Annotated in this window: 6 protein-coding genes; 5 read left to right on the top strand and 1 reads right to left on the bottom strand. The window is 73.1% G+C overall.

Features of this window, described 5'->3' with window-relative positions:
• Positions 1-4: 4 nt before the first annotated feature.
• Both PV364_RS21175 and PV364_RS21170 read left to right on the top strand, forming a co-directional pair.
• Positions 5-2,194, top strand: coding sequence for an SUKH-4 family immunity protein (locus PV364_RS21175; protein ID WP_319661811.1), 2,190 nt, complete (start codon positions 5-7; stop codon positions 2,192-2,194).
• Between the two features lie 77 nt (positions 2,195-2,271).
• Positions 2,272-3,270 carry a DivIVA domain-containing protein gene (locus PV364_RS21170; protein ID WP_319661697.1) on the top strand — a complete coding sequence of 333 codons (999 nt, stop codon included), beginning with the start codon at positions 2,272-2,274 and terminating at the stop codon, positions 3,268-3,270.
• 21 nt (positions 3,271-3,291) lie between these two features.
• Here PV364_RS21170 and PV364_RS21165 read toward each other — a convergent pair whose 3' ends face one another.
• A complete protein-coding gene (locus tag PV364_RS21165) occupies positions 3,292-4,770 on the bottom strand; it encodes an MFS transporter (protein ID WP_319661696.1) in 1,479 nt (492 codons plus the stop codon).
• A gap of 372 nt (positions 4,771-5,142) precedes the next feature.
• On the opposite strand from PV364_RS21165, the gene PV364_RS21160 reads away from it, so the two are divergent.
• The 3 genes from PV364_RS21160 to mfd all read left to right on the top strand — a co-directional run bounded on the left by PV364_RS21160 (position 5,143) and on the right by mfd (position 13,172).
• Positions 5,143-5,931 (top strand): ABC transporter ATP-binding protein, encoded by a 789-nt coding sequence (locus PV364_RS21160; protein ID WP_319661695.1) that lies wholly within the window; start codon positions 5,143-5,145, stop codon positions 5,929-5,931.
• Positions 5,928-8,507: an ABC transporter permease gene (locus PV364_RS21155; protein WP_319661694.1), complete on the top strand. Its 2,580-nt coding sequence runs from the start codon at positions 5,928-5,930 to the stop codon at positions 8,505-8,507. Before PV364_RS21160 ends, PV364_RS21155 begins: the two co-directional genes overlap by 4 nt.
• A 1,116-nt stretch (positions 8,508-9,623) precedes the next feature.
• Complete coding sequence (mfd, locus tag PV364_RS21150) at positions 9,624-13,172, top strand: transcription-repair coupling factor (RefSeq protein ID WP_319661693.1); 3,549 nt, start codon at positions 9,624-9,626, stop codon at positions 13,170-13,172.
• Positions 13,173-13,381 lie beyond the last annotated feature (209 nt).

Raw genomic sequence — 13,381 nt, 5'->3', positions numbered from 1 at the left:
GCAGATGGTCACGTTCGCGGAGGCGCAGGAGCGCGCCGAGCGGTGGATCAACGCCGGTGTCCCGGCGTACCTCGTCCGCGAGGTGCGGGTACGGGAGTTCGGCCAGGGCTTCGTGGTGTGGTCCGAGCCCCGCGACGGGGGCCCCATCGGCGACGAGGGCGAGACCCGCGTGGTCATCGCCAAGGACAGCGGGGAGGCCACGCTGTGGCCGGCGCTGCCGGTCGGCGAGATCATCCGCCACTGGGAGGAGGCGTACGGGGGCGCGGCCGGTGCGGTCGCGGACGCCGTCCCGGAGCCGCCGAAGCGGCTGGACCTGGAGGCGACCTCCTTCCTGCTCAGCCCGCCCCAGTGGCTGCAGGACGCGGCCGACCGGCTCGGCATCCCGGACCGCCGGCCGCCGGCCGATGCCGTGACGCCGTCCGACGCCCTGACCGTGGCGGACACCGGCGCGGGGACGCCCACCCCCGCGCCCACGCCCTTCGACGGGCCGCCGCCCCCGTTCGTCCCGACGCCGACGCCGGTGATGCCACTGCCGTACGACCGGTCGCCGACGCCGCCGCCCTCGGCGTGGCGGGACACCAACAACGGCGACGCGGGCCGTGCCGTGCCCCCGCCCGCGACGGTCTACGCACCGCCGATCACCGACTCCGACGACGCCCACACGCCGCCGCCGAGGAGCAGTGCCGAGGCGAGCACCGAGCGGCTGCCGGGTGTGCCGGAGACCGGCACCCCGCTGCCGCCCGGCGGCTACGGCTACCCGGGCGGCGCGGCCACGCCTCCGCCCCCGCCGCCCGCCGTGCACCGTGCCGCGACGATGCTGTCGCGTCCCGACGCCCCCGCGCCACCGCCCCCGCCCGGAGTACCGGGCGCCGGGGCGCCGCGGCAGGGCGCGGCGGACCTGGCCGGTGCCGAGACCTCCAAGGCCGGACCGCCCCCGCCGCCCGGCCCCGGGGTGCCCGGGACCCCGGGCGCGGGCTATGTGCCGACCCAGCTGGTGCAGGCGCTGCCCGCGAACCAGCCGCCGCCCGCCCCGCCGGGGCCCCAGGCGCCGGACGTGCACCACGCCGCGACGATGCTGTCCCGCCCCGACGGCCCTCCGCCGCCCCCGCCCGGACCCGCTCCGGCGCCCATGGCGCAGCCGCAGCCGCAGCCGCAGGCCGGGTACGGCTATCCGCAGCCCCCCGCCCCGCCGCAGCCGGCCGCCGGCGTGCCCACGATCGGCCCGGGCTACATGGCCGTGCTCCGCTACCGCGCGCAGGACGGTTCGGAGCAGCAGCTCATCCGCCGCTCCGCGCCGGGCACCCCGCACCCGGAGTGGCAGATCCTGCACGAGCTGCGCGCCCTCGGCGTGCCGCCGCAGGCGGTGCTGGAGCTGCACACCGAGCTGGAGTCGTGCGACCTGCCCGGCGGTTACTGCGCCCGCATGATCCGGGAGACCTGGCCCCAGGTCCGGATCAGCAGCACCGCCCCGTACGGCAAGGACCGGGCCGGCCGCCGGGCCGGCGTCGAGCACCTGCTGACGCACCTCGGCGAGCTGCACCAGGTGGCGAGCGCCCCGGCGCCCGCCCGCCCGCACCGGGTGCCGTTGCCCGAGCCGCACCGGATCCAGCGGGTCCCCGCGATCCCGCTGGACGCGATCGGGCACGAGCTCGCCCAGTCCTTCGGGCCGCAGGGCGTGTTCCGTTTCGACCAGCGCGCGGTCGCCCGTCAGGGCGTGCCGGACATCGTCGCGCAGACGCTGACGTGGTCGGGCCTGCCGGTGGACTTCGGGCCGTTCTTCTGGGCGCAGGCCCAGCCGGGCCGCCCGGTGCCGACCCTGGCCGAGCTGGCCGCCGAGCGCGGCGTGCAGCCGGCGCCGGACGCCGGCTCCTACCTGGTCATGGGCAATGACTTCGGCCGCCAGCTGTGCGTGCAGTACGGCACGGCGCACATCGTCGCGGTCCCGCTGGAGGCGGGGCCGGGCGGTGGGACGGCGGTGCCGCAGTTCGTCAACTCCAGCCTGCCGGAGTTCGTCCGCTGCCTGGCGCTGCTGGGCAAGATGTGGCGCTGGCGGCTGGGGCTGACGCCGGAACAGGCGGGCCGCTGGACGGTGGACTTCCAGGCGCAGATCGCCGCGCTCGACCCGGCGGCCGTCGCGTCGCCCGAGCACTGGTGGTCCGTGCTGATCGAACAGATGTGGGACGGCATGCTGTAGTCGCCGCTGCACTCCGGTCGCACGCGGCCGGAGTGTCGCATGGTGTGTAAATAGGGCAAACCCAGGAATATGGGGGTATGAGTACGGCATACCCCTACGGCTTCGCCATGGTCCGCGGCCGCGGATACCGCACCGACCAGGTGGACCGCTTCCTCGAGGAGCTGTCCGAGGACCGCGACGCCGCCTGGGAGCGTGCCGCGCGGCTCACCGTCCTCGCGAACGAGATGGACGCCGAGTGCGCCGCCCTGCGGGACGTCGTCGCCGGCCTCGCCCCGCCCACCTTCGAGTCCCTCGGCGGCGGCGCGCAGGAACTGCTGCGCCTGGTGGAGGAAGAGGCCGCCGCCGTGCGCGACCGCGCGGAGGAGGAGGCCCGGACCGCGCACGACGCGGCCGAGGCCGCCCGGCGCACCCTGCTGGACGAGTCCCGAGCCGCCGCGCACGCCCGCCGCACCAGCGCCGACGTCCAGGCCTCGGGCACCCTCGACGAAGCTCGCTCCACCGCCTCCGAACTCCTCGGCGTGGCCCGTCGCGAGGCCGCTCACCTGCGCGACGACGCCACGCGGCGCCTGGACGCGCTGCGCCAGGACACCGAACGCGCCTTCGCCGCGCAGGAGAAGGAGCGGCGCGAGCGCCGCGACGCCCAGGAGCACGAGCTCGCCGAGCGCGAGGCCGGCCTCGACGCGCGCCTGGCCGAACTCACCCACTACGCGGAGAACATGGTCGAGGAGGCCCGCCGCGCCCTGGCGGCCACCGAGGAGGCCGCGCGCCGCCGGGACCAGGACGCCGAGGCGGCCGCGGCAGAACTGCTCGCCCAGGCCCGCGTCCGCGAGGAGCGCATCCGGCTGGCCGCCGAGCGCGAACTGCGCCAGCACGAGGTCCGCCGCGACGAGATCCGCGAACACCTCGCCCATGTCCGCAGCAGTCTGGCCGCCCTCACCGGCGGTGAGGTCCCCGCCCCGGACGACGACCCCGGTAGCGCCGAGGTGCCGCCCCCGGCCACGGCCGAGGACGCCGGCGACGCCAAGGGCACCGGCGACGCCCCGGCCGCCGGGGACGACACGCGCGGGGAGCCGTAGTCCCGCAACGCCCCGGCCGGCTCACCGCGGCTGCGGGTCCTCCTCCAGGACCGGGAAGCGGCGCGGGGCCACCAGGAGCACGGCGAGCAGCGCCAGGACGGCGGCCAGCGCCGACCCCGCGTAGACGTGGTCGACCGCGGCGGCGACCGCCCGGCGGACCGGCTCGCTCAGGTGCGCGGCACCGGTGACCGCGTCGAGGTCCGTGCCGGAGCCGTGCAGGCGGGAGGCGAGGGTCGCGTTGGCGACGGCGCCGAAGACCGCCGCCCCGACGCTCTGCCCCACCTGGCGGCAGAAGAGGATGGACGAGGTCGCGGTGGCCCGCTCGCGCCAGGGCACCGTGGACTGCACGCCGACGATGAGCGGCAACTGGAAGAGGCCGAGCGCGGCACCCAGCAGCAGCATGACGAGCGTGGGCTGCCAGGCCGGGCCGGCGTACGGGAGCATCACCAGCGCGACGAGGACGACCACGGCGGCGGCCATGCCGAGCGCGGCGGTGTTGCGGAACCCGATGCGCAGGTAGACGCGGTTGCTCAGGGCGGCCGACAGCGGCCAGCTGATGGTCATCACCGACAGCACGAAACCCGCCTGTATCGGCCCGAGACCGAGCACGGTCTGCGCGTACGTCGGCAGGAAGACGGTCGGCGCCACCATCAGCACGCCGAGCATGCCGAGCGCGAGGTTGACCGAGACGATCGCGCGCCGCCGCCACACCCAGCCGGGGATGATCGGCTCGGCCGCGCGGCGTTCGATCCAGAAGGTCGTGACGCCGAGCACGACGCTGCCGCCGAGCAGCCACGGCCGCAGCGGGCCGCCCTGGACGAGGCCGCTGATGAGCAGCCCGCCGGACAGGAACAGGCCGAGCGCCCCGGGCCAGTCGACGCGGTGCCGGGTGCGGCGGGTGACCGACTCGCGCAGGTGGCGTGAGATGAGCAGGAGTGCGATCGCCCCGATGGGCAGGTTGATCAGGAAGATCCAGCGCCAGCTGGCGTATCCCGACAGCACCCCGCCGCACAGCGGGCCGACCACGGCGGATACCGCCCACACCGTGGAGATCGCCGCCTGGATGCGCCCGCGCTCCTTCAGCCCGTACAGATCGGCGGCCACGGTCTGCACCGTGCCCTGGATGGCGCCGCCGCCGAGCCCCTGCACGATGCGGAAGGCGATCAGGCCGGCCATGTTCCACGCACCCGCGCACAGCAGGGACCCCAGCAGGAAGATCGCGATCCCGACGAGCAGCACCGGCTTGCGGCCGAAGGTGTCGGCGAGCTTGCCGTACACCGGCAGCGTCACCGTGACCGCGAGCAGGTAGCCGGAGAACAGCCAGGAGAACACCGAGAAGCCGCCGAGGTCGCCGACGATCTGCGGGACGGCGGTGGAGATGATCGTGGAGTCCATCGCCGCCAGCGCCATCGCCAGCATCAGCGCGGCCACCACCGGGCCGCGGCGGATCGGCGGGGCGGTCGCGGCCGCCGCTGTCGTGCTCTGGTCGGTGCCCTGCACGGGAGAACCCCCCTGGATCTGTGTACGACACACTTTTTCATGGCCGCACCGCCGCCGCACAGGGGGTTCCCGCAGGCCGGACACCCGTGCTTGAGCCTCCCGCGGCGGGAGGGTGCAGCATCGACCCCGAGCCGGGTCACCCGAAAGTCGCAGTCCCCCTAGGGGGCGTACCGAGTTTTCTCCTACCCCCGGTTCGTACCGGCGGAGGACGAACCACCCCTCATCGGCTCCCTAGCCTTCTGGTGGGGCTAGCCCCCGGGTCGATACGGAGACCCGCACCATCGTCCAGGCCCCCGTCCGGCAGCCAGTCTGTACAGGCGATGGCGCACGTCCGCACGAGCCATGACATTCACGACGAAGCAGGAGAGACCAGTGACAACGGCAGTATCGATTCCCAAGTCCGGGGGCAGCGGAGAACGTACGGCCGTTGCCGCCAGTGCCCGCGGCGTGACCAAGGCGTACGGTTCCGGCGAGACCCGGGTCGTGGCCCTCGACGCGGTGGACGTCGACATCGAGCGCGGACGGTTCACCGCGATCATGGGGCCGTCCGGCTCCGGCAAGTCGACCCTCATGCACTGCCTCGCCGGTCTCGACACCGTCACCGAGGGGCAGATCCTCGTCGGCGACATCGAGATCACCAAGCTCAAGGACAAGAAGCTCACCCAGCTGCGCCGGGACAAGATCGGCTTCATCTTCCAGGCCTTCAACCTGCTGCCGACCCTGAACGCCGTCGAGAACATCACGCTGCCCATGGACATCGCCGGCCGCAAGGCCGACCCGCAGTGGCTGCAGCGCGTCGTGGAGACCGTGGGCCTGGCCGACCGCCTCAAGCACCGGCCCGGCCAGCTCTCCGGCGGCCAGCAGCAGCGCGTCGCCGTGGCCCGCGCCCTCGCCGCCCGCCCCGAGATCATCTTCGGCGACGAGCCCACCGGAAACCTCGACTCCCGCGCCGGCGCCGAGATCCTCGGCTTCCTGCGCCGCTCGGTCGACGAACTCGGCCAGACCATCGTCATGGTGACCCACGACCCGGTCGCCGCCTCCTACGCCGACCGCGTCCTCTACCTCGCCGACGGCCGGATCGTCGACGAGATGCGGGACCCGACCGCCGACTCCGTCCTGGAGCGCATGAAGGACTTCGACGCCCGCGGGAGGACCTCGTGACCGTCATCAAGACCTCCCTGCGCAACTTCGTCTCGCACAAGGGCCGCATGGCGCTCTCCGCCATCGCCGTCCTGCTGTCGGTGGGCTTCGTCTGCGGCACGCTCGTCTTCACCGACACGATGACCTCCACCTTCGACAAGCTCTTCGCGGCCACCGCGTCGGACGTCACCGTCACGCCCAAGGGCGCGCCCGGCAACGACGACATGCAGATGACGGCGAAGGCCACCACCGTCCCGGCCTCCGTGGTCCAGCGGCTCAAGGGCGTCAAGGGCGTCAAGGACGCGACGGGCGAGGCCAACAGCCAGACCCTGACCGTCACCGACAGCGGCAACGACAGCCTCAGCCCCACCTCCGGCGCCCCCACCATCGGCACCAACTGGGACTCCACCGAGGAGCGTTCGGTCGACCTCACCTCCGGCCACGCCCCGCGCGGCCCCACCGAGGTCATGGTCGACGCCGACACCGCCGACAAGCACCACCTGAAGATCGGCGACGAGATCCGCGTCATCGCCATCCCCGGCGAGTTCCGCGCCCGGATCACCGGCATCGTCACCTTCAAGGTCACCAACCCCGGTGCGGCCGTCTTCTACTTCGACACCGCCACCACCCAGACCAAGCTCCTCGGCGCCAAGGACGTCTTCAGCAGCATCGGCCTGACCGCCGCACCCGGCGTCAGCGACGACCAGCTGAAGAAGAACGTCGCCGCGGAACTCGGCACCTCCGCCGGGTACAAGATCCAGACCCAGGCCGAGTGGACCGCCGAGAACAAGAAGGACATCGCGGGCTTCCTCGACGTCATCAAGTACGCGATGCTCGGCTTCGCCGGGATCGCCGTCCTCGTCGGCGTCTTCCTGATCGTCAACACCTTCTCCATGCTGGTCGCCCAGCGCACCCGCGAGATCGGCCTCATGCGGGCCATCGGCGCCAGCCGCCGCCAGGTCAACCGCTCCGTGCTCATCGAGGCGCTGCTCCTCGGCGTCGTCGGCTCCGTCCTCGGCATCGGCGGCGGCGTCGGGCTCGCCGTGCTGCTGATGAAGCTCATGGGCAGCATGGGCATGAACCTCGACACCTCCTCCCTGACCGTCAAGGCCACCACGCCCGTCGCCGGTCTGGTCCTCGGTGTCGTCGTGACCGTTCTCGCCGCCTACCTGCCCGCCCGCCGGGCCGGGAAGGTCTCCCCGATGGCCGCCCTCCGCGACGCCGGCATCCCGGCCGACGGCCGGGCCGGCCGGGTGCGCGCCGTGATCGGCGTGGTCCTCACCCTGGGCGGTGCCGCCGCCCTCGTGGCCGCCGGGCGGGCCACCAAGGCCGCCGAAGGCTCGTCCTTCCTCGGCCTCGGCGTCCTGCTGACGCTGGTCGGCTTCGTCGTCGTCGGCCCCCTGCTCGCCGGCTTCGTGGTCCGCGTCATCAGCGCGGGCGTCCTGCGGATCTTCGGCTCCGTCGGCCGCCTCGCCGAACGCAACGCGCTCCGCAACCCGCGCCGGACCGGCGCCACCGCCGCCGCCCTCATGATCGGCCTCGCCCTCGTCGCGGGCCTGTCCGTGGTCGGCTCCTCCATGGTGGCGTCGGCCAGCGACCAGCTCGACAAGTCGGTCGGCGCGGACTTCATCATCGCCTCCGACAGCGGCCAGCCCATCACCCCGCAGATCGAGAAGGCCATCAAGGCCGCGCCCGACCTCGCCCACGTCACCGACTACAAGTCGCTCGACGCGAGGATCACCACCCCCGACGGCGCGGTCTCCGACACCAGCATCTCCGCCGCCGACCCCACTTACGCCCAGGACCTCCAGGTCAAGACCGTCGCCGGCGAACTCTCCGCCGCCTACGGGGCCGACGCGATGTCGGTCGGCGAGAGCTTCGCCGACAAGCACCACGTCAAGCTCGGCGACACCCTCACCGTCCGCTTCACGGCGGGCGACACCGCCAAGCTCAAGGTCACCGCGATCACGACCAAGGACACCGCCTTCGACGGCGGCGCGATGTACACCAACATCACGACCGCGGCCCACTACATCCCCGCCGACCGGATGCCGATCAACGACATCATGTTCGCCGCGGCCAAGGACGGGCGGCAGGACGCCGCGTACGCCGGACTCAAGAAGGCCCTGCACGACTTCCCGCAGGTCCAGGTCCGCAACCAGGCCGACTACAAGCAGCTGCTCAAGGACCAGATCGGCCAGCTGCTCAACCTGATCTACGGCCTGCTCGCGCTGGCGATCATCGTCGCGATCCTGGGCGTGGTGAACACGCTCGCCCTGTCCGTCGTCGAACGCACCCGGGAGATCGGCCTCATGCGGGCGATCGGCATGTCCCGCCGCCAGCTGCGCCGCATGATCCGCCTGGAGTCCGTCGTCATCGCCCTCTTCGGCGCGATCCTGGGCCTCGGCCTGGGTATGGGCTGGGGCGCCACGGCGCAGAAGCTGCTCGCCCTCCAGGGCCTCGGCATCCTCGAGATCCCCTGGCCGACGATCATCACGGTCTTCATCGGTTCCGCCTTCGTCGGCCTCGTCGCGGCCCTGGTCCCGGCGTTCCGCGCGGGTCGCATGAACGTCCTCAACGCGATCGCGACGGACTAGCGCGCGCGGGGAGGGGGGCGGGGTTTCCCCGCCCTCCCGCCCGTGTGCCCCAGGAAGTCTGGGCGCCCCGGCGCGCGTTTCGTGGGGGCCGGGTGCGGGGCCTCCGGGGCTGGCCATTCTGGACAGCACATTTCGGTGCCTCGGGCGCTCTCAACTGATCACCCCGGGTCATGCACCCAAATATGCTCCACAGTCCAGAACGCCCACCCCTACGACCCCGCCCCCTCCGTAGGTTGTCGCGCCTGATCCCCGGAGGGGGGTAGGAGCGGCACCGTGCCTGAGGCCGCTCGTTGGCGCAGCGCGGTCCGAGGGGGCCAGCGCTCGCGCGGCAGGCCGCCGGGGCGGAGTCAGGCAACCGCGGTCACCCGGACCGCCCCGACACCCCCCTCCGGCGCGGTCCGAGGGGGCCAGCGCTCGCGCGGCAGGCCGCCGGGGCGGAGTCAGGCGATCGCGGTCACCCGGACCGCCCCGACACCCCCCTCCGGCGCGGTCCGAGGGGGCCAGCGCTCGCGCGGCAGGCCGCGGGGGCAGGAGTGAGGCGATCGGGGTCACCCGGACCGCCCCGACACCCCCCACCGGTGCGGTCCGAGGGGGCCAGCGCTCGCGCGGCAGGCCGCGGGGGCAGGAGTGAGGCGATCGGGGTCACCCGGACCGCCCTCACACCCCCCTCCGGCGGGGTCCGAGGGGGCCAGCGCTCGCGCGGCAGGCCGCCGGGGCGGAGTCAGGCAACCGCGGTCACCCCGGACCGCATCCATACCCCCCACCGGGGATCAGGCGCGACAACCTACGGAGGGGGCGGGGTCGTAGGGGTGGGCGTTCTGGACTGTGGAGCATATTTGGGTGCATGACCCGGGGTGATCAACGGCGAGCGCCCGAGGCACCTAAATGTGCTGTCCAGAATGCCCAGCCCCGGAGGCACCGCACCCGGCCCACCCCACACGCGCGCCGGGGCGCCCAGACCTTGCCGGGCACACGGGCGGGCGGGCGGGGAAAAAAATCAACGGGCACACGACGCGGCACCGGGTGTCAGCGGAGCGTCGTACGCTTGGGACACCCCGGCTCGTTCCACGTGTCGGGCTGTTCGCGTTGCCTGCCTGCCTTGGGACGGAAAGCCTCATGAGCCTGAACGGTCTGCTGGACATCGTCGTGAGCGACCCCGCGCTCGCGGAGGCCGTACGTGCCGCCACCGACGGCAACCGCCCGCACGTCGACCTCGTGGGCCCGCCGGCGGCCCGCCCGCTGGCGCTGGCCGCGCTCGCGGCCCGCACGGGCCGCACCGTGCTGGCGGTCACGGCCACCGGCCGCGAGGCCGAGGACCTGACGGCGGCCCTGCGGTCGCTGCTGCCCGCCGACTCCGTCGTGGAGTACCCGGCGTGGGAGACGCTGCCGCACGAGCGGCTGTCCCCGCGCTCGGACACCGTCGGCCGCCGCCTGGCCGTGCTGCGCCGCCTGGCGCACCCCAGCGCGGACGACCCGACCGCCGGCCCCGTGCGGGTGGTGGTCGCCCCGATCCGCTCGGTGCTGCAGCCTCAGGTCAAGGGTCTGGGCGACCTCGTCCCGGTGGCGCTGCGCACCGGCCAGACCGCCGATCTGAACGCGATCGTGGACGGCCTCGCGGCCGCCGCGTACGCCCGCGTGGAGCTGGTGGAGAAGCGCGGCGAGTTCGCGGTGCGCGGCGGCATCCTGGACGTCTTCCCGCCGACCGAGGAGCACCCGCTCCGGATCGAGTTCTGGGGCGACGACGTCGAGGAGATCCGTTACTTCAAGGTGGCCGACCAGCGCTCGCTGGAGGTCGCCGAGCACGGTCTGTGGGCGCCGCCGTGCAGGGAACTGCTGCTCACCGAGCAGGTGCGGGCCAGGGCGGCCGCGCTCGCCGAGGAGCACCCGCAGTTGCGCGAGCTGCTGGACAAGATCGCGCAGGGCATCGCCGTGGAGGGCATGGAGTCCCTGGCGCCCGTCCTGGTCGACGACATGGAACTGCTGCTGGACGTGCTGCCCGGCGGGGCGATGGCGGTGGTCTGCGACCCGGAGCGGGTGCGCGCCCGCGCCGCGGACCTGGTGGCGACCAGCCGGGAGTTCCTGGAGGCCTCGTGGGCCGCGTCCGCGGGCGGCGGGGAGGCGCCGATCGACCTGGGCGCCGCGTCGCTGTGGGGCATCGCCGACGTCCGCGACCGGGCCCGGGAGCTCGGCACCCCGTGGTGGTCGGTCAGCCCGTTCGGGGCCGACGAGGACGCCGCGGACGGTGAGGCCGACACCCTGAAACTCGGTATGCACGCCCCCGAGGTCTACCGCGGGGACACCGCCCGCGCGCTGGCCGACACCAAGGGCTGGCTGGCCGAGGGCTGGCGCACGGTCTACGTGACCGAGGGCCACGGCCCGGCGGCCCGCATCGTGGAGGTGCTCGGCAACGAGGGCATCGCCGCCCGGCTCGACACCGAGCTGACCGGGCCGGTGGAGCCCGCCGTCGTCCATGTCGCGTGCGGCTCGATCGAGAGCGGCTTCGTGGACCCCGCGCTGAAGATCGCCGTCCTCACCGAGACGGACCTGTCGGGCCAGCGCTCGTCCACCAAGGACATGGGCCGCATGCCGTCCCGGCGCCGCAAGACCATCGACCCGCTCACGCTGCAGGCGGGCGACTTCATCGTGCACGAGCAGCACGGCGTCGGCCGTTACGTGGAGATGGTGCAGCGCACCGTCCAGGGCGCCACCCGCGAGTACCTGGTCGTGGAGTACGCGCCCGCCAAGAAGGGCCAGCCCGGCGACCGGCTGTTCGTGCCGACCGACCAGCTGGAGCAGATCACCAAGTACGTCGGTGGCGAGGCGCCCTCCCTGCACCGCCTGGGCGGCGCGGACTGGACGAAGACCAAGGCGCGAGCCAAGAAGGCGGTCAAGGAGATCGCCGCCGACCTGATCCGGCTCTACTCCGCGCGCATGGCCGCCCCCGGCCACACCTTCGCACCGGACACCCCCTGGCAGCGGGAGTTGGAGGACGCGTTCCCGTACGCGGAGACCCCTGACCAGCTCACGACGATCGCCGAGGTGAAGGAGGACATGGAGAAGTCGGTCCCGATGGACCGGCTGATCTGCGGCGACGTCGGCTACGGCAAGACCGAGATCGCGGTGCGGGCGGCCTTCAAGGCCGTGCAGGACGGCAAGCAGGTCGCCGTCCTGGTGCCCACCACGCTGCTGGTGCAGCAGCACTTCGGGACCTTCTCCGAGCGCTACTCGCAGTTCCCGGTCGTGGTGAAGGCGCTGTCCCGGTTCCAGAGCGACAGCGAGGCCAAGGCGGTCCTGGAGGGGCTGCGCGAGGGCTCGGTGGACGTGGTCATCGGCACGCACCGCCTGTTCTCGTCGGAGACGAAGTTCAAGGACCTCGGCCTGGTGATCGTGGACGAGGAGCAGCGGTTCGGCGTGGAGCACAAGGAGCAGCTGAAGAAGCTGCGGGCCAACGTCGACGTGCTGACCATGTCCGCCACCCCCATCCCGCGCACCCTGGAGATGGCGGTCACCGGCATCCGCGAGATGTCGACGATCACCACCCCGCCGGAGGAGCGGCACCCGGTGCTGACCTTCGTCGGGCCGTACGAGGACCGGCAGATCGCCGCCGCGATCCGGCGCGAGCTGCTGCGCGAGGGCCAGGCCTTCTACATCCACAACCGGGTGGAGAGCATCGACAAGGCCGCGGCGCGGCTGCGCGACCTGGTCCCCGAGGCGCGGATCGCCACCGCGCACGGGCAGATGGGCGAGTCGCAGCTGGAGCAGGTCGTCGTCGACTTCTGGGAGAAGAAGTTCGACGTCCTGGTCTCCACCACGATCGTCGAGTCCGGCATCGACATCTCCAACGCCAACACCCTCATCGTGGAACGTGGCGACACCTTCGGCCTGTCCCAGCTGCACCAGCTGCGCGGCCGGGTCGGCCGCAGCCGCGAGCGCGGTTACGCGTACTTCCTGTACCCGCCGGAGAAGCCGCTCACCGAGACCGCGCACGAGCGGCTGGCGACCATCGCCCAGCACACCGAGATGGGCGCCGGCATGTACGTCGCCATGAAGGACCTGGAGATCCGCGGCGCGGGCAACCTGCTCGGCGGCGAGCAGTCCGGCCACATCGCCGGTGTCGGCTTCGACCTGTACATCCGCATGGTCGGCGAGGCCGTCGCCGACTACCGGGCGGCCCTGGAGGAGGGCGGCGGCGAGGCCGAGGAGGCCCCGCTGGAGGTCAAGATCGAGCTGCCAGTCGACGCACACGTCCCGCACGACTACGCGCCCGGCGAGCGGCTGCGCCTGCAGGCCTACCGCGCGATCGCCTCCGTCAACTCCGAGGAGGACATCAAGGCCGTCCGCGAGGAGCTCACCGACCGGTACGGCAAGCTCCCCGAGCCGGTGGAGAACCTGCTGCTGGTGGCCGGCCTGCGGCTGCTGGCCCGCAAGGTCGGCGTCGCCGACATCACCCTGCAGGGCGCCAACGTCCGCTTCTCCCCGGTCGAGCTGCGCGAGTCCCAGGAACTGCGGCTGAACCGGCTCTACCCGCGCACGGTCGTCAAGGCCGGCACCAAGCAGATCCTGGTTCCGCGCCCCAGCACGGCGCGCATCGGCGGCAAGCCGGTCGTCGGGCGCGAACTGCTCACGTGGACGGCGGAGTTGCTGACGGCGGTGCTCGACAGCTGAGGGGGCGGACGGGATGTTCCGCGTCTGCGTTCCACGGCAGGCGCGTGTCGTGTCTCACATCCGTCACGCAGGCATTCCCTGCCCCACGAAGGATGGTTATGGTACCTAGCGCCGGGCAGCAGCCCGGCCGGTGTACGCGGCATGCCCTGCCCCCACCGATCGGCGGTCCGGTCGGCGATACGGGGTACACGGGAACCGGGACGCCCTCC

Origin of the sequence: Streptomyces sp. MI02-7b, assembly GCF_033793585.1 — a bacterium.
GTDB lineage: Bacteria > Actinomycetota > Actinomycetes > Streptomycetales > Streptomycetaceae > Actinacidiphila.
This window is presented reverse-complemented; position numbering and strand designations above follow the sequence as displayed.